At 73.3% G+C, this 19339-nt stretch carries 15 protein-coding genes and 1 tRNA gene; 4 read left to right on the top strand and 12 right to left on the bottom strand.

The features are described 5' to 3' along the window. Positions 1–21: 21 nt before the first annotated feature. The 9 genes from G407_RS0111430 to moaA form a co-directional block, all read right to left on the bottom strand. Complete coding sequence (locus tag G407_RS0111430; RefSeq protein ID WP_029030905.1) at positions 22–1116, bottom strand: 2'-deoxycytidine 5'-triphosphate deaminase; 1095 nt, start codon at positions 1114–1116, stop codon at positions 22–24. Between the two features lie 61 nt (positions 1117–1177). Further along, positions 1178–2068 (bottom strand): transglutaminase family protein, encoded by an 891-nt coding sequence (locus G407_RS0111425; RefSeq protein ID WP_029030904.1) that lies wholly within the window; start codon positions 2066–2068, stop codon positions 1178–1180. Continuing rightward, complete coding sequence (locus G407_RS0111420) at positions 2065–4608, bottom strand: circularly permuted type 2 ATP-grasp protein (protein WP_029030903.1); 2544 nt, start codon at positions 4606–4608, stop codon at positions 2065–2067. Before G407_RS0111420 ends, G407_RS0111425 begins: the two co-directional genes overlap by 4 nt. Continuing rightward, complete coding sequence (locus G407_RS0111415; protein ID WP_029030902.1) at positions 4605–7892, bottom strand: transglutaminase family protein; 3288 nt, start codon at positions 7890–7892, stop codon at positions 4605–4607. Before G407_RS0111415 ends, G407_RS0111420 begins: the two co-directional genes overlap by 4 nt. Positions 7893–8074: 182 nt before the next feature. Continuing rightward, positions 8075–9121 (bottom strand): patatin-like phospholipase family protein, encoded by a 1047-nt coding sequence (locus G407_RS0111410; protein ID WP_029030901.1) that lies wholly within the window; start codon positions 9119–9121, stop codon positions 8075–8077. Further along, a complete protein-coding gene (locus tag G407_RS27205; protein WP_052341254.1) occupies positions 9118–9633 on the bottom strand; it encodes a DUF2442 domain-containing protein in 516 nt (171 codons plus the stop codon). The genes G407_RS0111410 and G407_RS27205 overlap by 4 nt, the downstream gene beginning before the upstream one ends. Beyond that, on the bottom strand, positions 9620–9862 hold the full coding sequence (locus tag G407_RS0111400) for a DUF4160 domain-containing protein (RefSeq protein WP_029030900.1): 243 nt from the start codon (positions 9860–9862) through the stop codon (positions 9620–9622). The genes G407_RS27205 and G407_RS0111400 overlap by 14 nt, the downstream gene beginning before the upstream one ends. Before the next feature lie 84 nt (positions 9863–9946). Then, the gene (locus tag G407_RS0111395; RefSeq protein ID WP_029030899.1) at positions 9947–10735 is read right to left on the bottom strand and encodes a 3-hydroxybutyrate dehydrogenase; all 789 of its coding nucleotides are present in this window, start codon (positions 10733–10735) and stop codon (positions 9947–9949) included. A 93-nt stretch (positions 10736–10828) separates the two neighbouring features. Further along, positions 10829–11866, bottom strand: a complete 1038-nt coding sequence (gene moaA / locus G407_RS0111390) for a GTP 3',8-cyclase MoaA (RefSeq protein ID WP_029030898.1) — start codon at positions 11864–11866, stop codon at positions 10829–10831. Between the two features lie 164 nt (positions 11867–12030). Between moaA and G407_RS0111385 the strand changes: the two genes are divergently transcribed. Next, positions 12031–12450, top strand: coding sequence for a gamma-butyrobetaine hydroxylase family protein (locus G407_RS0111385; RefSeq protein ID WP_245259077.1), 420 nt, complete (start codon positions 12031–12033; stop codon positions 12448–12450). 33 nt (positions 12451–12483) lie between these two features. On the opposite strand, the gene G407_RS0111380 is transcribed toward G407_RS0111385, so the two are convergent. Continuing rightward, positions 12484–13068 (bottom strand): L,D-transpeptidase, encoded by a 585-nt coding sequence (locus G407_RS0111380; RefSeq protein WP_029030896.1) that lies wholly within the window; start codon positions 13066–13068, stop codon positions 12484–12486. 286 nt (positions 13069–13354) lie between these two features. Here G407_RS0111380 and G407_RS0111375 point away from each other — a divergent pair. Next, positions 13355–13429, top strand: a tRNA-Val gene (locus tag G407_RS0111375). Positions 13430–13568: 139 nt separating this feature from the next. Continuing rightward, positions 13569–15143 (top strand): S10 family peptidase, encoded by a 1575-nt coding sequence (locus G407_RS27200; RefSeq protein ID WP_052341253.1) that lies wholly within the window; start codon positions 13569–13571, stop codon positions 15141–15143. A 33-nt stretch (positions 15144–15176) separates the two neighbouring features. Here the strand turns inward: G407_RS27200 and G407_RS0111365 are convergent, their stop codons facing one another. Then, the gene (locus G407_RS0111365) at positions 15177–15836 is read right to left on the bottom strand and encodes a class I SAM-dependent methyltransferase (RefSeq protein ID WP_029030895.1); all 660 of its coding nucleotides are present in this window, start codon (positions 15834–15836) and stop codon (positions 15177–15179) included. 85 nt (positions 15837–15921) lie between these two features. Between G407_RS0111365 and G407_RS0111360 the strand changes: the two genes are divergently transcribed. Beyond that, positions 15922–18012 carry a M3 family metallopeptidase gene (locus tag G407_RS0111360; protein ID WP_029030894.1) on the top strand — a complete coding sequence of 697 codons (2091 nt, stop codon included), beginning with the start codon at positions 15922–15924 and terminating at the stop codon, positions 18010–18012. A gap of 22 nt (positions 18013–18034) precedes the next feature. Here the strand turns inward: G407_RS0111360 and G407_RS27195 are convergent, their stop codons facing one another. After that, positions 18035–19276 carry a PA0069 family radical SAM protein gene (locus tag G407_RS27195; protein ID WP_084327472.1) on the bottom strand — a complete coding sequence of 414 codons (1242 nt, stop codon included), beginning with the start codon at positions 19274–19276 and terminating at the stop codon, positions 18035–18037. Positions 19277–19339 lie beyond the last annotated feature (63 nt).

The following is a 19339-nucleotide window of genomic DNA, read 5'->3' as shown; positions in this document are numbered from 1 at the left end:
CGCCGCAACGCGCGGGGACCGTCAGGCGAAGTGCTTCGAAAGCTTGAGTCCCTGCGCCTGGTAGTTCGAGCCGGCGCCCGCGCCGTAGAGGACGGCCGGGCGCGCGGCCATGCGCTCGTAGACGAGGCGGCCCACCGTCTGGCCGTCCTCCAGGATGAAGGGGACGTCCCGCGAGCGCACCTCGAGCACGGCGCGCGCGCCGGCCCCGTTGGCGCCGGCGTGGCCGAAGCCGGGATCGAAGAAGCCGGCGTAGTGGACGCGGAACTCGCCGACCAGCGGGTCGAACGGCACCATCTCGGCGGCGTAGTCCGGCGGCACGTGGACCGCTTCCTTCGAGGCCAGGATGTAGAACTGGCCCGGGTCGAGGATCAGCTCCCCGGCCCCGTCCGCGCTGAGCGGCTCCCAGAAATCCGCGGTGCGGTGCGCGCCGACCGCGTCGACGTCGACGAGGGCGGTGTGGCGCCTGGCGCGGTAGCCGACGAGCCGCCCCTCGCCGAAGCCGGAGAGGTCGACGGAAACGGCGATGCCGTTCTGGAAGGACGGCGTCGCGGACGTCACCAGCGTCTGGCTGGCGTGGAGCGCGCGCAGGTCGTCGTCGGAAAGCCGCACCTCGCCCCGGCGCAGGCGCAGCTGCGACAGCCGCGTGCCCTCGCGCACCAGCACGGGAAAGGTGCGCGGCGAGATCTCGGCGTAGAGCGGGCCGCGATAGCCGGCGTCCACCACGTCGAACTCCTGCGCCCGGTCGGCGATCACGCGGGTGAAGACGTCGATGCGCCCCGTCGAGCTCTTCGGGTTGGCGGAGGCCGAGAGGTCGCCGGGCAGCGCGAGGCTCTCCTGGATCTCGGCGATGTAGACGCAGCCCGTCTCCAGCACGGCCGGGCGCGAGAGGTCGATCTCGTGCAGCGCGATGCCGTCGAGCCGCTCGCGCACCCGGCGCCGCGGGCCCGGCAGGAAGCTCGCGCGCACCCGCCAGGCGCGGGCGCCGAGCCGCAGGTCCAGGCTCGCCGGCTGGACCTGGTCCGCCACGAAGGGCCGCGTGCTCGCGATGGCGCCCTCGCGGGCGAGCGCACGGATCGTCTCGGCGGGCTGGATGCCGTCTGTGGTCAGCGTCGTCATCGTGTCCTTCCCCTCGCGCGACACAAGCACCAGGCTCGCCCGGAACGCAAGGAGAGACGCGTCAGCCCCCGCGCGCCTCCTCCTCGGGGACCACGTCGACGCTGACGGACAGGCTCTGCCCGCCCGAGGAGACCACGACGCCGTCGACGGGGGAGACGTCGGCGTAGTCGCGCCCCACGGCGAGCACGATGTGGTCGGGGCCGACGAGGGCGGCGTTGGTGGGGTCGAAGCCGATCCAGCCGAGATCCGGCCCGCACCACGCCTCGACCCAGGCATGGGTCGCGTCCGCCCCGACGAGCCGCGGCTGCCCCGCGGGCGGGAGGGTGCGCAGGTAGCCGGAGACGTAGCGCGCCGGCAGGCCGAGCCCGCGCAGGCCGGCGATCATCACGTGGGCGAAGTCCTGGCAGACGCCGCGGCGCGCGCGGAACGCCTCGCGGGCGGGGGTGGCGACGTCGGTCTCGCCGGGCGCATAGGCGAACTCCGCGTGGATGCGCCGCATCAGGTCGCTCGCGCCGGCGAACACGCCCCTGCCGGCGGGCAGCGACGCGCTCGCCCAGGCGGCGATCTCCGGCGCGGCGGGCACGGCCTGGCTCGGGAACAGCGCGTGGACCGGCGCGTCCGGCGCGCGGCTCGTGCCGGTCGCGGCGGCCGCGCGCACCGCCTCGAAGGCGGGATCCTCGGCGGGCGCGGCCGGCGCCGCGCGCGTGATCCGCACCCGCGCGCGCGCCTCGATGCGCAGCTCGCGATGCGGCGTGTCGATCTCGGCATGGTGCAGCCGCGCGCCGAAGAAGCAGGTCTCCTCGCGCAGGCGCGCGGAGGGCACGACGCGCACGTCGCCGAACAGCCGCGCCTGCCCGGCATCGTCGCGGGGGGTGAGCCGCAGCACGCAGCGGGCCGAGGCCACCGTGGCCTCGTAGGAATAGGTCGTGACGTGACGGATGCGGTAGATCACGCGAGGCCGCTCAGCTTCTCGGGGCGCGCGGCCGCGGCCCCGCGGGGAAAGTAGCGCGCGCCGATCGCGTCCGCGAGATCGGCGAGGTCGGCCTCGAAGCCCGCGAGCGTCGGCGCGTCGATCGTGGCGGCGTCGGCGATGGCGAGGCCGCGCGCCAGCGCCGCAGCGAGCCGCTCGGGCGGCTCCGGCAGGCCGTCCTCGTGGAGGCGCGGCAGCGCGCGCACGTGCTCGAGGATGCGCTCGGCCTGGAAGGCGAGGGAGCGCGGGCTGTTCGGGTCGATCAGCGCGAGGTCGCGCACCGGCGCCGGCGCGGGCCCGAACAGGTAGCGCGTGCGGTAGGTGATCTGGCAGTCGACGATGTCGAGGAGCGCGTCGAGGTCCGCGCTCGTGGCGCCCGCACCCGCCAGCGCGCCGGTGACGCGGCACGCGGCGAGCCCGCGCTCGATGCGACGGCCCATGTCGAGCAGCCGCCAGCCGTCGGAGCGCGTCATGTTCTCGTGCACGAGCCCGGCGATCGCCGCGAAGCGCTCGAGCAGCGCGTGCGCCCGGTCGAGCGTGTCGGCCGGGGAGGCCGCCGCCTCCTCGCCGGGCGGGGCGCCGGGGGACAGGTCGGCGACGAGCCGCCAGGCCTGCGGCGCGAGCCGGTCGCGCAGGTGCGAGGCCGCGCGCCGGGCGAAGGCGATCGAGGCGGCGACGGAGCCGGGCGCCGCCGCATCGTCGAGGGCGGTGCGGGCGAGGTCGCACGCGGGCAGCGCGGCAACGGGTGCGGCGTCCGCGCCCTCCCCCACCGGATCCCCGTCCTCGCCGGCGTCCTCCTCTTCCTCCTCCTCCTCCGGGACCGCGCCGAGCGACCGGACGAGGCCCTCGAGCCGCACCACCGTCTCGTCGCCGGGCCCGCCCTCCCCGCCTTCGAGCCGCGCCGCCGCGAGCGCCGCCACGAGCCGCGTCGTCGCCTCCGCGCGCTCGAGGTAGCGCCCGAGCCAGAACAGGTCGTCGGCGGCGCGGCTCGGCAGGTGGCCGGAGACGCGGCGGATGCGCTCCTGCGGGACGAGCGAGACCCGCGCCACCGGCGCGTCCGCGAGCACCCAGACGTCCGCGGAGAGCGTGCCCTCGCCCATGCTGACGGCGCGCGCGTCCGGCCGCTCGGCGATGCGCGCGAAGCCGCCGGGCATGACGTGCCAGCCGTTCGGCGTCGCCGCCGCGTAGACGCGCAGCGAGAACGGCCGCGGCTCGAGCCTGCCGTCGCGCCACACCGGCGTCGTCGACAAGCGCACCACCTCCTGCCCGACGACGTCGACGCCCCGCGCCCGGATGCGCGCGGCGAGCGCGGCACGGCCAGCCGCGTCGAGCTCGGCGCCGAGGGTCGAGGGGCCGGGCACGAAGGCGTCGGCGAAGGCGAGCGTGTCGAGCCGCCCGAGCGCCTCTTCCCGCGCCGCCGGCTCGCCGCACCACCACGTGGCGATGTTGGGCAGGAGCGGGTCCTCGCCGAGAAGCCGGCGGCACTGCAGGGCCATGAATCCCATCAGCGCCGGCTGCTCGACGGCGCCCGCGCCGGGCATGTTCGCCATCGCGACGCCGCCGGCGCGCAGGGCCGCGACGAGGCCGGGCACGCCGAGCCGCGAGCGGGCGTCGAGGGCGAGCGGGTCGCAATAGTCGCCGTCGACGCGGCGCCAGAGCACGTCGATGCGCTTGAGGCCCGACACGGTGCGCACGTAGACCGAGCCGTCGCGCGCCACGAGGTCGTCGCCCTCGACCAGCGGCAGGCCGAGATAGCGCGCGAGCGTCGCCTGCTCGAAATAGGTCTCCGAGTAGGGGCCGGGCGTGAGCAGCCCGACGCGCGGCTCCTCGCGCGCGCCCAGCGCCGCGAGCCCGTCCCGGAAGGCGGCGAAGAAGGGCGCGAGGCGCTGCACGCGCAGGCGCTCCATCAGCGCGGGATAGACCCGCGAGAGGACGATGCGGTTCTCGAGCGCGTAGCCGGCTCCCGACGGCGCCTGCGTGCGGTCGTTCAGCACCCACCAGCGCCCGTCCGGCCCGCGGCCGATGTCGACGGCGTAGAGCGAGAGATGCCGCCCGCCGGGCGGCGCGACCCCGACGAGGGGGCGCAGGTAGTTGGGGCTCCCCACGATGGCGGCCGCCGGCGGCGCGCCGTCCGGCGCCTCGCCGCCGGCGTGGATCTCGGCGAGGAGCGCCTCCATCAGCCGCGCGCGCTGGGCGACTCCCGCCGCGATCGCCCTCCATTCGGCGGCGTCGATGACGACCGGCAGATGCGCCACCGGCCAGGCCCGGTCCGCCGCCTCGCCGTGGACGCGGTAGGAGATGCCGACCTCGCGGATGTGCCGCTCCGCGGAGCCGAAGCCGCGGGCGAGATCGCCCGGGCTCATCGGCCCGAGCGCCTCCGCGAGGCGCGCCCAGGCGGGGCGCGGCGTCCCGTCGGTTCCGATCAGCTCGTCGGCCGCCCCCGGCAGCGGCGCGTAGCCTCGAGTCCAGTGGCTCAGGCCCTGGATCAGGTCGCGCGCCTGCGCCCGGGTGAGCGCCGTCATGCGGGCGGCCTCCGCAGGTCGAGCGTCATCGGGAACTCGGCGGCGGGCTCCTCCGGCGGCGGATCGATCCGCCCGGGCGTGTGGCCGTGATCCTGGAAGCGCGCGAGGCGGCGCGCCTCGGCCTCGTAGGAATTGACCGGCATCGTTTCGTAGTTGCGCCCGCCGGGATGGGCGACGTGGTAGACGCAGCCGCCGAGGGAGCGGCGGTTCCAGGAATCGATGACGTCGAAGGTGAGCGGCGCGTGGACGGGAATGTTCGGGTGCAGGCCCGAGGCCGGCTGCCAGGCCTTGTAGCGCAGGCCCGCCACAGCCTCGCCGGCGCGGCCGGTGGAGGTCATCGGCAGGCGGCGCCCGTTGCAGCCGATGACGTGGCGGCCGGGGACGATGCCCTGCGCGCGCACCTCGAGCCGCTCGACGGAGCTGTCGACGTAGCGCACCGTGCCGCCGACGGCGCCCTCCTCGCCCATGACGTGCCAGGGCTCGAGCGCCTGGCGCAGCTCGAGCGCGACGCCGCGGTGCTCGACACGGCCGTAGAGCGGGAAGCGGAACTCCCACTGCGCGCGGAACCAGCTCTCCTCGAAACGGTAGCCGGCTTCCGACAGGTCGGCGAGGACGGCGCGGAAGTCGTCCCAGACCATGTGCGGAAGCATGAAGCGGTCGTGCAGGGCCGTGCCCCAGCGAACCAGGCGCCCGCCCTGCGGCTCGCGCCAGAGCCAGGCGACGAGCGCGCGCAGCAGGAGCTGCTGCGCGAGCGACATCCGCGCGTCCGGCGGCATCTCGAACCCGCGGAACTCGACGAGGCCGAGGCGCCCCGTCGGCCCGTCGGGCGAGTAGAGCTTGTCGATGCAGATCTCGGCGCGGTGCGTGTTGCCGGTGACGTCGACGAGCAGATTGCGGAACAGCCGGTCGACGAGCCACGGCGGGATGTTCCCGGCTTCCGGGTCCGGCACCTGCGCGAGCGCGATCTCGAGCTCGTAGAGCGCGTCGTCGCGCGCCTCGTCCATGCGCGGCGCCTGGCTGGTCGGGCCGATGAACAGGCCCGAGAACAGGTAGGACAGGGACGGGTGGCGCTGCCAGTAGAGGACGAGGCTCTCGAGCAGGTCCGGCCGGCGCAGGAAGGGCGAATCCGGCGGGCTCGCGCCGCCCAGCACGACATGGTTCCCGCCGCCGGTGCCGGTGTGGCGGCCGTCGATCATGAACTTCTCGGCGGTGAGCCGCGAGAGCCGGGCCTCCTCGTAGAGCCCCGTCGTGATCGCCACGGCCTCGCGCCAGGAATGCGCCGGCTGGACGTTGACCTCGATCACGCCGGGATCCGGCGTGACCTTGACGACGTCGATGCGCGGGTCGTGCGGCGGCGTGTAGCCCTCCACGCGGACCGGCAGCCCCGTCTCGCGGGCCGTCGCCTCGATCGCGGCGAGCAGCTCGAGATAGTCTTCGGCCTGCTCGACGGGCGGCATGAAGACGTGGGTGATGCCGTCGCGCACCTCGACCGAGAGCGCGGTGCGCACCGCCTCGCCCACCGTGTTCTGCGCGGCAACCACCTGGCGTCGCGCGGCGGGATCGCGCTCGGGCCGCGGATAGGGCGGCAGCGCGCCGCGCGGCTCCAGCGGATCGCGCGGGTGGATGTGCGGGTAGTGCTCGGGCTCGATGAAGGGCAGCGAGGCGAGCGGCAGGCGCAGGCCCAGCGGCGAATCGCCCGGGATCAGGAACAGCTTGCCGCGACGGGTGCGCCACAGCTCCGAGCGCCAGCGCCGCGCGCCGTCCGCGGCGTTCCAGCGCTGGATCGGCAGGACGAAGCCCACGGGCTCGGTCAGCCCCCGCTCGAAGACGCGCATCATCCGCGCGCGCTCCTCGGGATCCGCCAGGGCGGGGTTCGTCGGGTCGACGCCCTCCGGCAGCTCGGCCTCCCTCAGGAGCCAGTGCGCGGGATCCTCGTAGGCCGGCTGCGCGTAGCCGGCGGAGAGATGCATGCGCTCCGCCAGGCCCTCGACGAAGCTCCTCGCCGCCGCGGAGGGCGCCTTCGCTCCGGCTCGCCCCTCGCCGGCGATGAGCGACGCGTCGCGCCAGATCGGCTCGCCGTCGCGGCGCCAGTAGAGGCCGAAAGCCCAGCGCGGCAATTGCTCGCCGGGATACCACTTGCCCTGCCCGTAGTGCAGGAAGCCGCCGGGCGCGAAGCGGTCGCGCAACCGGCGGATCAGCGTGTCCGCGCGGCCCGCCTTGGTGGGGCCGACCGCCGCGATGTTCCACTCCGCCCCGTCGGGATCGTCGATCGAGACGAAGGTCGGCTCGCCCCCCATGGTGAGGCGCACGTCCTGGGCGACGAGGTCCCGGTCGACCCGGTCTCCCAGCGCCTCCAGCGCCGACCAGGCGGACTCGTCGAAGGGCCGCGTCACGCGCGGCGCCTCGAGGATGCGCGTCACGTGCATCTCGAAGCCGAACTCGACGTTCGCCGGGTCGGTCGCACCCGTGATCGGCGCCGCAGAGCGGTAGTGCGGCGTGGCGCACAGCGGGATGTGCCCCTCGCCGCAGAACAGGCCGGACGTCGCGTCCATGCCGATCCAGCCGGCGCCCGGCACGTAGACCTCCGCCCAGGCGTGGAGATCGGTGAAGTCGTGCTCGGTGCCCTTGGGCCCCTCGATCGGGTCGATGTCGGCCTTCAGCTGGATCAGGTACCCCGACACGAAGCGCGCGGCGAAGCCGAGCCGGCGCAGCACCTGGACGAGGAGCCAGGCCGAATCGCGACAGGAGCCGCAACCCAGCGCCAGCGTCTCCTCCGGCGTCTGCACGCCGGGCTCCATGCGCACGATGTAGCGCACCGCGCGCTGGACGAGCGCGTTGAGCTCGACGAGGAAGGTCACCGTGCTGCGCTTCGTCCGGTCGATCCCGGCGACGAACGCCTCCGCCGTCTCGCCGAGCAGCTCGTCGGCCTGGAGGTAGGGCTCGAGCTCCTCGGCGAGCTCGCGCGCGTAGGCGAAGGGGAAGTCGTCGGCATAGGGCTCGACGAAGAAGTCGAACGGGTTGACCACCGCCATGTCCGCGGTGAGGTCGACCTCGATCTTCAGCTCGGTCGCGGGCTCGGGGAAGACGAGGCGCGCCAGCCAGTTCCCGTGCGGGTCCTGCTGCCAGTTGATGAAATGATTGGCGGGCTGCACCTTCAGCGCATAGCTGGGGACGCGTGTGCGGGCATGCGGCGCCGGCCGCAGGCGGATCACCTGCGGACCGATGCCGATCGGCCGGTCGTAACGGTACTGCGTGACGTGGTGCAGGGCGACGAGGATGGACACGGGGCGCGGACTCCCACGGTCGAGTTGCCTGCCGACCGTCAAGCAAGAAGCATGCGCGCGCAAGGCCGCCGGCGCCACGCGGCCCGACATTCCGCACGTCGTCCACGGGGAACGAAGCTACGGGAACGACGCTGCGGGAACGACGCCGCGCCCCGGGCACGGCCACGCGCGCCCGCCGCCGCTCAGGCGTAGTCGCGCTTCAGCTCGATCGTGGCGCGAACGCCGAGATCGTCCCAGTGGCGGGCGAGCCAGTCCTGCGCGGCGCCGCGGCCGCGCTCGAACAGCGTCTTCATCATCGTCCAGTCCGCCGCGCGGCGGGTGGAGGCGGGAAACTCGTCGAAATGGCCCGTCGGCTCGATCCGGTGCATCAGCACGCGCTTGTAGTCGCCCTCGGCGAGCTTGCCCTCGTCGAGCAGGCGCGTCACGAAGTCGACGGCGCGCAGCTCGCGCAGGAGCGGCGCGTTGAAGCCGATCTCCGAGAGCCGGTCGCGGATCTCGGCGCGGGTGCGCGGGGTCTCGCGCCGCTCGATCGGGTTGATCTGGACGAGCAGGACGTCGTCGGCGGCGACGCCGTAGAACAGCGGGAACAGCGGCGGGTTGCCCATGTAGCCGCCGTCCCAGTAGGGCACGCCGTCGATCTCCACCGCCTTGAACAGCTCCGGCAGGCAGGCGGAGGCGAGGAGATGGTCGACGGTCAGCTCCTCGCGCGCGAAAACCTTGATCTTGCCGGTCCAGACGTTGGTCGCCGAGACGAAGAGCTTCACGTCGCCGCAGGCGCGCACCTCGTCGAAGCGGATGAGGTCCTCGAGCGCGTCCCTCAGCGGGTTGACGTCGAGGATGTTCTGGTAGGGCGTGGTGAAGGGCGAGAAGGCGTTCATCCAGAAGCGGAAGGGCGAGCGCTCGTCCGTCCACAGGCCGAGCGCCTGGCGCACGATCCGCGCCTTGTAGGCGGGCAGGTCGCCGTCGAGGCTGATCGAGCGCCAGAAATCGGCGAGGCACTGCCGCGCCCCCTCCGCGCCGCCGCGCCGCCAGCCCTCCGCGAGCACGACGGCGTTCATCGCGCCGGCGGAGGCGCCGGAGATCGCCTCGATGGCGAGCCGCCCGTCCTCAAGGAGCCCGTCGAGCACGCCCCAGGTGAACGCCCCGTGCGCCCCCCCGCCCTGCAGCGCGAGGGACACGGCCTTCTCGGCACGGGGGCCGGCGAGGCCGGGAAGGGGGCTTTCGGTCATGCCGCCGTGCGCCTTCTACGGCGAAAGCCGTCCTTCTCCTGCCGGCGCTGCGCGCTGGCGAGCTGAAAGTACCGGCAGGCGAGCGCCACCGTCTTCGGCAACGGTCGACCGGCAGCGTAGTAGGCCACCGTTCGCCGCCCGAGCCCCAGGCGCCGCGCGGCGACGTCGAACGTCCATCCCTGCTCGGCGAGGAACGTCTTGAATTCGAGAGAGGCCTCGGCATCGCTAGCGACGTCCTCGACGGCGACCGAACTGATATCGATCGATCCGTCGCCCCACTCGATCGAGGAGCCGTAGGGGCCGAGGCGGGCCGTCGCAAACAGCGCCGAATTGTCCTCGAGGGGTCGGTAGAGGGCGAAGCGGGCCATGAACGGTGCGAGATCGACGATCTCCGGTGCCCCCGCGCGCTCACCGCATTCCCATGTCACCTCGACACGGAGAGGATCCAGGGGCCGCACGGACTCGAGCACGGGAAGCCGTCGCCCAACGACGATGTCTTCAGCGCGGCCCATTCAGCTCCTCCCATTTCACAAGCAGAATTTCACGCTCTCGCTTCGCCCAACGCCGAACTTCCGCGAGCAGCGAACGGTCCCGGCAGCTACCCTCCATCACCGTTCCGGTCCGGATCGCGATAGCAATGTTGGTCTCCGGTCCGACCAGATGGAAATGCGGAGGCGGATGCTCCGCGGGAGCCGCGTAGATGTAGACGCCGTACCGTCCGAACGTGGCGATCCTCGGCATCGCCGACGTCCTCGACAAGCCTGAGATTAGTGCACGTAGTGCATCAGGACAAGGCCTTGGCAGACACCGCGGCCCCGCCGCCCCTCACTGCGCCGTCCACCCCCCGTCCATGGAGATGTTCGCCCCCGTGATCTGGCTCGCGGCGTCCGAGCACAGGAACAGCGCCATGGCGGCGACCTGCTCCACCGTGACGAAGGCCTTGGTCGGCTGCGCCTTGAGCAGGACGTCCTCGATCACCTGCTCGCGGGTGAGGCCGCGCGCCTTCATCGTGTCGGGGATCTGCTTCTCGACGAGCGGCGTCCAGACGTAGCCGGGCGAGATGCAGTTCACCGTCACCCCCTGCGCCGCCGCCTCGAGCGCCACCGTCTTGGTGAAGCCCACGAGCCCGTGCTTGGCCGCGACGTAGGCGGACTTGTAGGGCGAGGCGACGAGGGAATGCGCCGAGGCCGTGCTCACGATGCGGCCCCAGCCGCGCTCCTTCATGCCGGCGAGCACGAGGCGCGTCGCGTAGAAGGCCGAGGAGAGGTTGATCGCGACGATCCGGTCCCACTGCGCGACGGGGAAGTCCTCCACCGGCGCGACATGCTGGACGCCCGCGTTGTTGACGAGGATGTCCACGGGCCCGAGCTCGCGCTCCGCGCGGTCCACCGCCGCGGCGAGCTGGTCGGGCTTGGACACGTCGGCGCCCGTCCAGGCGGCCTTGATGCCGTGCGCGTCGGCGAGCCGCTTCGCGAGCGCCTCGCAGGCGTCGGTCTCGCCGAAGCCGTCGATCATCACGTTGGCGCCGGCGCCGGCGAGCGCCTCGGCGATGGCGAGGCCGATCCCCGACGTGCCGCCGGTGACGAGGGCGGTGCGGTCCGTGAGCTCTTTCATGTGTGCGTCTCCCGCGGCTACGCGGCGCACACTAGCGCATCGGGCGGGGAACGGAAGATGCCGCGGTGCAGCGAAGCGGGCCGGTCGCGCCCCTCATCCGCCCGTCACGCTCATGTGCCGCCCCACGGCCGGGCGGTTCACGCGGCGGTCGATGACGAAATCGTGGCCCTTGGGCTTGCGGGTGATCGCGTCGGCGATGGCCCGCGCGACGCGCTCGTCGCCCTCCGACTGGCGCAGCGGCGTGCGCAGGTCGGCGGCGTCCTCCTGGCCGAGGCACATGTAGAGCGTGCCGGTGCAGGTGAGGCGCACACGGTTGCAGCTCTCGCAGAAATTGTGCGTCATCGGCGTGATGAAGCCGAGCCGCCCGCCGGTCTCCTCGACACGCACGTAGCGCGCCGGCCCGCCGGTGCGATCCGGCAGGTCGGTGAGGGTGAAGCGGTCCATCAGCCGGGCGCGGACCTGCGACAGCGGCAGGAACTGGTCGACGCGGTGGGTCTCGATCTCGCCGAGCGGCATCACCTCGATGAGGGTGAGGTCCATGCCGCGCCCGTGCGCCCATTCGAGCATGGGCTCGATCTCGTCCTCGTTGACGCCCTTGAGCGCCACCGCGTTGATCTTGACCGACAGCCCCGCCGCCTGGGCGGCGTCGAGCCCCTCCATGACGCGGCCGAGATCGCCCCAGCGGGTGATCGCGCGGAACTTGTCCGGGTCGAGCGTGTCCATCGAGACGTTGACGCGCCGCACGCCGCAGGCGGCGAGCTCGGCAGCATGGCGGGCGAGCTGCGAACCGTTGGTGGTGACGGTCAGCTCCTCGAGCGCGCCGGTGTCGAGGTGGCGGCCGAGGTTGCGGAACAGCGTCATGATGTCGCGACGCACCAGCGGCTCGCCGCCGGTAATGCGCAGCTTGCGCACGCCGTGGCGGACGAAGACCGAGCAGAGCCGGTCGAGCTCCTCGAGCGTGAGCAGGTCGCGCTTGGGGAGGAACGTCATGTTCTCCGACATGCAGTAGACGCAGCGGAAGTCGCAGCGGTCCGTCACCGAGACGCGCAGGTAGGAGATCGCCCGCCCGAACGGGTCGACGAGCGGCGCGCCCGCGTCCGGGGTCGCCGCGCTCGGCGCATGCGTCGTCATCGGCTCGCTCACTCCACTCCCTCCCGGGCGCATCGGCCACGGTTTTCCCGCGGCCGCGCCTTCTGTATCGTCTGCCGGCGTCTCTCGCCATATGGGCGGGGGAGGATGGAAGAGAAGCCCAGCCGCGTCAACGCATGCGCGCGAACCGATACGAGGGATCCCCGATGAGCGCGATCGAGATGTCCGAGGCGACGGGAGCCGGCGCGGGGGGCGGCGCGCAGGCGTGGCCGACGGAGCTGCGCGTCGCCAAGGACCGGCGCACCCTCACGGTCGTGTACGACGACGGCGCCGCCTTCGCGCTGCCGGCGGAGTACCTGCGGGTGACGAGCCCGTCCGCCGAGGTGCAGGGCCACTCGCCGGCCGAGCGCAAGACCGTGCCCGGCAAGATGGAGGTGATGATCATCGGGGTCGAGCCGGTGGGCAACTACGCCGTCAAGCTCGTCTTCGACGACATGCACGACACCGGCATCTACGGCTGGGACTACCTGCGCCGCCTGGGCGAGACCCACGCCGAGCGCTGGTCGGAATACCTGTCCGAGCTCGCGGCCAAGGGCCTCTCGCGCGAGCCGCCGCGCCGGCGCTGAGCCGGCGCTGAGCCGGGGCGGCGGTCCGGTCGTTCAGTCCTTCATCACGATGCGGGCGCCGACGCGCACGCGTTCGTAGAGGTGGGTGACGTCCTCGTTGGTCATCCGGACGCAGCCCGACGAGACTTCCTGGCCGATCGTCTGCGGCTCGTTGGAGCCGTGGATGCGCCAGAGCGTGCTGCCGATGTAGAGCGCGCGGGCGCCGAGGGGGTTGTTCGGGCCTCCGGCCATGAACACCGGCAGGTCGGGCTGGCGACGGCGCATCGACGCCGGCGGACGCCAGTCCGGCCATTCGCGCTTCATGCTCAGGCGGTAGGAGCCGCGCCAGCCGAAGCCGGGGCGGCCGACGCCGACGCCGTACCGAATGGCCTTGCCACCCTCCTGGACGAGGTAGAGGCGGCGCTCGGAATGGCTGATGACGATCGTGCCGGGCGCGTACCGCCCGTCGAAGTCGACGACGCGGCGGGGGATCGCGGAGCCCTGGAACACGTTGCCGACGCCGCCCGGGCCGTCGAGGAGGGCGGGGTTGATCCATTCCGCCGACGCCCGCGTCGGCTGCAGGGCGAGGGCGCCGAGCGCGACGGCCAACGCCAGGGTGAGTGAGAGAACGAACCGCATGGAAGCTCCTGGTCCTTGACGCTTGCCGGAACACCTGGCCGCCGCACGGCGACGCACGGGACGCGGTACCCGTTCCCGCCTGCCGCGGAGGGGACCCCGAATCCCGGCGGCGATCGTCGATCCGTCGTCACCGTGCAGCCTACGAAACGCCACGCGGGGACCATAATCAGATTTTCGTGAATGTGCTGTTGCCGCCGCGCCGCGAGGCCGAGAAATCCTTCGCGCGCACCCGCGATCGAGCGCTTGACGGCCCGCGCGCGTCGGCCTATGAAGCGCGCCTCGGAACGGGCGCGTAGCTCAGCGGGAGAGCATTCGCTTCACACGCGAAGGGTCACAGGTTCAATCCCTGTCGCGCCCACCATCCGACCCCTCCATGCATGCGAGTGGAACCACGCGCGGCGACGGCGACGGCGCCTCGCGAAGGCGTGAGCGCGGGCACGGCTCCGGACGGGCCGCCATGCGTTAGGCTGGACCACCGAACCAGTCCTCCGGAGCCCGCCTTGACCTTTCCCCGCGTTCCGCGTCCGCACGCGATCGTCCTCACGGCCTGCCTCGTGCTGCTCCCCTCCTCCGTCCTCGCCCAGGAGGCGCAGGGCGGCGACCGCGCGCGAGAGACGCAGGCCGCCGCGGGCGACGCCGCACCGCCCGGCGCCGATCGTCCGGTCTCCGCCGACGGGCTGCGCCTCCCCGATCCCGTGACCACCCGCCACGAGATCGTCGTCGACGGCGAACCCCTCGCCTTCGCGGCCACCGCCGGCGTCCTGACCCTCACGGGGTCGTCGGGCGAGGAGGAGGCGGACATCGCCTACGTCGCCTACCTGCGCGACGATCCGAGCGAGGAGAGCGCCGATCCGGCGCGCCGGCCGGTGACCTTCGTCGTCAACGGCGGGCCCGGCGCCGCCTCCGCCTACCTCCATCTCGGCGCGCTCGGCCCCTGGACGATCGGGTTCGGCGAGGACGTGATCGTCCCCTCCGCCACGCCGACCCTGGTGGAGAACCCCGACACCTGGCTCGCCTTCACCGACCTCGTCTTCGTCGATCCCGTGGGCACCGGCTACTCCCGGCTCGTGGCGCCGAGCGACCGCACGCGCAACCGCTACCTCTCGGTGTCCGGCGACATCGCGGCGCTCGCGGACTTCGTCTTCCGCTGGTCCGTCGAGAACGGCCGCGCCGCCTCGCCCAAGGCCGCCGTCGGCGAGAGCTACGGCGGCTTTCGCATGCCGCTCCTCGCCGACACGCTGACGAGCGACCGGGGCATGGCGCTCTCGGCGCTCGTGCTGGTCTCCCCGGTCCTCGACTTCGCCTGGATCAGCCCCGCCGACACGAACCTGATGGGCCGGGTCGCGCTCCTGCCCTCGCTGGCCGCCGCCGCGCTCGACAAGGCCGGGGAGGCCTCGCGCGGCGCGCTCGCGGAAGTCGAGGCCTATGCCACGGGGGCCTACGTCTCCGACCTCCTCGCCGGCCTCTCCGACGCGGCCGCGGTCGACCGGGTCGTGACCCGGCTCGCGGAGCTCACCGGGCTGCCGGAGGATCTCGTGCGGCGGCAGGCCGGGCGGGTCGACGCGCGGCTCCTCGCCCGCGAGCTTTGGCGCGCGGAAGGCCGCGTCGGCAGCCTCTACGATACCGGCGTCACCACGCCCGACCCTGCCCCCACCCGTGTGGCGCCCCGCTGGCGCGACCCGGTCCTCGACGCGCTCACCGCACCGCTCACGGCGGCGGCGCTCACGCTCTACCGCGAGAAGCTCGCGTGGGTGCCGGAGCGGCAATGGGTGCTCCTCAACGGCGGTGTCTCCGGCGCCTGGGACTACGGCTCGGCGCGCTCCGCGCCCGAGGCGCTCGACGAGCTCGCCGCCGCGATGGCGCTCGACGAGAGCCTCGACGTCGTCGTCGCGCACGGCCTCACCGATCTCGTCACGCCCTACTTCGCCTCGACGCTGCTGCTGCGCCAGCTCCCCGCGAGCCTGCGGGCGCGGGTCGTCGAGGAGACCTATCCCGGCGGGCACATGTTCTACACCCGTCCCGCGAGCCGGGCGGCGCTGGCCGAGACGGCGCGCGCGGCGATCGCGGGAGACTGAGGGCGGGCGACTGACGGCGGGAGCCTCGGCGCCTCAGCGCAGCCGCCAGACCGTGCTGCGCTTGCTCTCGGCGTCCTCCAGCGCCCGCGTCACCGGCACCTCGTAGGTCGCGAGCCGCTCGAGGCCCGCCGCGGGGCCGTCCTTGGGCAGGTAGGCGCGGCCGGGATCGCCGACGAGCACGGTCGCGCCGCGGGCGGCGAGCGTCCGCAGCCAGGCGAGGACGCGCGCGGCGAGGTCGCGCTCGTAGCAGATGTCGCCGGCGAGAACGACGTCCCAGCCCTCGTCGACGCCGACGAGGTCGGTCGTCCGCGGATGGATCGTCACGCCGTTCGCAGCCGCGTTGAGCGGCATCGCCGCGCAGGCGAAGGGGTCGATGTCGGCGGCCTCCACCCGCGCCGCGCCGGCCCGCGCGGCGGCGATGCCGACGAGACCCGACCCCGCCGCGAAGTCCAGCACGCGCCGCCCGGCGACCGTCTCCGGATGGTCGAGCACGTAGCGCGCGAGCGCCTGCCCGCCGGCCCAGGCGAAGGCCCAGAAGGGTGGCGGCAGCCCGATCTCGCCGAGCTCCTCCTCGGTCTTCTCCCACAGCGCCGTCGCCTCGTCGGCGACGTGGACGACGAGCTCGGGCGCGTGAGGCACCGGCAGGAGCCGCGTATGGGCCCGGATGAAGGCGGGGGGATCGCTGATGCGCATGGCTCTCCCTCGATAGCGCCTCGACGCGCCCGAGGGGAGCGCCTATCTCGAAGCGAGCGAGACACGAGAGCAGGAGCGCCGGCCCATGCCCGCGGATGCCGAGCACAGCGAGAACCCCTTCTTCCGGGCGTGGGACACGCCGTTCGAGGCCCCGCCCTTCGCCGAGATCGGGCCCGAGGACATGGAGGCGGCCTTCGAGGCGGGGCTCGCGGCGCACGAGGCGGAGATCGCCGCGATCCGCGACACGGCCGAGCCCGCGACCTTCGAGAACACGATCGTCGCGCTCGAGCGCGCCGGGCGCGACCTCAGGCGCGTCGCGATGGTGTTCTACAACCTCTCTGGCGCGCACACGAACGAGGCGATCCAGGCGATCGAGCGGCGCATGGCGCCGCGGCTCTCGCGGCATTCCTCCAGGATCATGCTCGACGCCGGCCTGTTCGCGCGGGTCGACGCCGTTTTCCGGGCGCGCGAGATGCTCGGGCTCGACGCCGAGGCGCTGCGGCTCCTGGAGCGCACGCACCTGGGCTTCGTGCGCGCCGGCGCCGAGCTCGCGCCGGAGGCGAAGGCGCGGCTCGCCGAGATCGACGCGCGTCTCGCCGAGCTCGGCACCGCCTTCGGCCAGAACGTGCTCGGCGACGAGAGCAGCTTCACGCTGATCCTCGAGGGCGAGGACGACCTCGCCGGCCTGCCCGACTGGCTCGTCGCCGCCGCGGCGCGGGCGGCGGCCGATCGCGGCCTCGAAGGCAAGCACGTGATCACGCTGGCGCGCTCCTCGGTCGAGCCCTTCCTGGCCTTCTCGGCGCGGCGCGACCTGCGCCGGCGCGCCTTCGAGGCCTGGACGCAGCGCGGCGCGCACGCGGGCGCGCGGGACAACCGCGGCATCGTCGCCGAGACCGTGCGGCTGCGCGCCGAGCGCGCACGTCTCCTCGGCTACGAGACCTTCGCGCACTACAAGCTCGACGACGCCATGGCGAAGACGCCCGACGCCGTCGGCGACCTGCTCGGGCGCGTCTGGGAGCCGGCGCGGGCGCGGGCGACGGAGGAGCGCGATGCGCTGGCGGCGCTCGCGGCCGAGCGCGGGGAGAGCCCGGACGTCGCACCCTGGGACTGGCGCTACCTCGCCGAGGGCGTACGCCGCGCCCGCTACGATCTCGACGAGGGCGCGATCAAGCCCTACCTGCCCCTCGACCGCCTGATCGAGGCGGCCTTCTTCGTGGCCGAGCGGCTGTTCGGGCTCTCCTTCGAGGAGCGCTCGGACGTGCCGACCTGGCATCCGGACGTGCGCGCCTTCGCGGTACGCGACGCCGCCGGCGCGCATGTCGGCCTGTTCTACGGCGACTACTTCGCGCGTCCCTCGAAGCGCTCGGGGGCCTGGGCCTCGTCCTTCCGCTCGCAGCAGAACCTCGACGGGCGGGTGCGGCCGATCATCGTCAACGTGATGAACTTCTCCGCCGGCAGCGCCGAGGCGCCCCCGCTCCTCTCCTTCGACGACGCGCGCACGCTCTTCCACGAGTTCGGCCACGCCCTGCACGGCCTGCTCTCGGAGGTGACCTATCCCTCGCTCGCGGGCACGGCGGTGGCGCGGGACTTCGTGGAGCTGCCTTCGCAGCTCTACGAGCACTGGCTCGAGACGCCGCAGGTGCTGGAGCGCTTCGCGCGACATTGGCGCACCGGCGAGCCGATGCCGCAGGCCCTGCGCGACAAGCTCGTGGGCGCGCGGACCTTCAACCAGGGCTTCGCCACGGTGGAATACCTCGCCTGCGCCTTCGTCGACCTCGACTTCCACCTCCTGCCCGACGCCGGCAACCTCGACCCGGAGGCCTTCGAGCGCGAGGCGCTGGCGCGCATCGGCATGCCCGACGAGATCGTCATGCGCCACCGCACGCCGCACTTCGCCCATGTCTTCGCCGGCTCGGGCTACGCCGCGGGCTACTACAGCTACATGTGGTCCGAGGTGCTCGACGCGGACGCGTTCGAGGCTTTCGAGGAGACCGGCGACCCGTTCGACCCCGAGACGGCGGCGCGGCTGCGCGAGCACATCTACGCCGCCGGCAACCGGCGCGATCCGGCGGAAGCCTACTTCGCCTTCCGCGGCCGCATGCCCGACGTCGGGCCGCTGCTCAAGAAGCGCGGGCTCGTCGAGGGCCTCCCGGCGCCGGCCGCCGGGGAAGCGTGAGGCGAGGCCCGCCGGGACCGGCTCACGCGAACAGCGAGAGCTGGTCCTCCGCCGCCCGGCGGCGGGCGACGGTCGGCGGCTCGAACAGGTCCGTGCGCAGCCGCGTGCGTGTCGCGTTGAGCCCGAGCCGGCGCGCCGCGGTCTCGAAGCGCCGCCCGATCATCCAGGCATAAGCGCCCGTCCCGGTCTGCCGTACGCCCCAGGTCGCGTCGTACTCCTTGCCGCCGCGGGTCTGGCGCACCAGCGAGAGGACGCGCTCCAGCCGGTCGGGATAGTGCTCGATCAGCCAGTCCCGGGCGAGCCCCTTGAGCTCGTCGGGCAGGCGCAGAAGCACGTAGCCCGCCTCGCGCGCGCCGGCGGCATGCGCCGCCTCCAGGATCCGCTCGATCTCGTGGTCGTTGATCGCCGGCACGATCGGTGCCACGAGCACGGTAACGGGGATGCCCTCGTCCGTGAGCCGCTTGATGGCGTCGAGCCGGCGCGCCGGCGTCGCCGCCCGCGGTTCCATCCGCCGCGCCAGCACCGGATCGAGCGTGGTCAGCGAGATCGCCACCTTGGCGAGGCCGCGCTCCGCCATCGGCCCGAGGATGTCGACGTCCCGCGTGACGAGATGCGACTTGGTGACGATGCCCACCGGGTGCGAGCGCTTCGCGAGCACCTCGAGCACCGAGCGCGTGATCCGGTAGCGCCGCTCCACCGGCTGGTACGGATCCGTGTTCGCGCCGAGCGCGATGGGCTTCGCGACATAGCTCCTCGCCGCGAGCTCGCGCTCGAGCAGCGCCGCCGCGTCCGGCTTGGCGAAGAGCTTCGTCTCGAAGTCGAGCCCCGGCGAGAGGCCGTGGTGGGCGTGGCTCGGGCGGGCGTAGCAGTAGAAGCAGCCGTGCTCGCAGCCGCGATACGGGTTGATCGAGTAGTCGAAGCCGATGTCGGGCGACTGGTTCCGCGCGATGATCGTGCGCGCGCGCTCCTCCACCACCTCGGTGGCGAGCGCGAGCGCCCGCTCCTCCTCGTCGTGGAGCCGGTCCTCCTCGAAGGCCTCGCGGGTGATTCGCTCGAAACGCCCGGTCTCGTTCGTCTGCGCCCCGCGCCCGCGCCGCAGCCGCTCGGCCACGGCCTCCGGGCGCCCCGTGTCGCGCAGGAGCGCACGGCGCTGCAGATCGCGCGCCGAGGGCTCGCGGGGGTGCGGCTCGCGAGGCGATGCCTCCCTCGGGCCGGGGACGAGGATGTGGCGCGGTGCGCGCGCCGTGCTGGCGACCGGGCTCATGACGACCTCCGAACGGACGTTCTCTACAGTTCCGCCTATGTTCTAATGTCCCTTATACGAACG

Origin of the sequence: Salinarimonas rosea DSM 21201, from assembly GCF_000429045.1 — a bacterium.
Classification (GTDB): Bacteria; Pseudomonadota; Alphaproteobacteria; order Rhizobiales; family Beijerinckiaceae; genus Salinarimonas; species Salinarimonas rosea.
The sequence above is the reverse complement of the archived record's forward strand: the minus strand, read 5'-3'. Positions and strand labels throughout refer to the sequence as shown.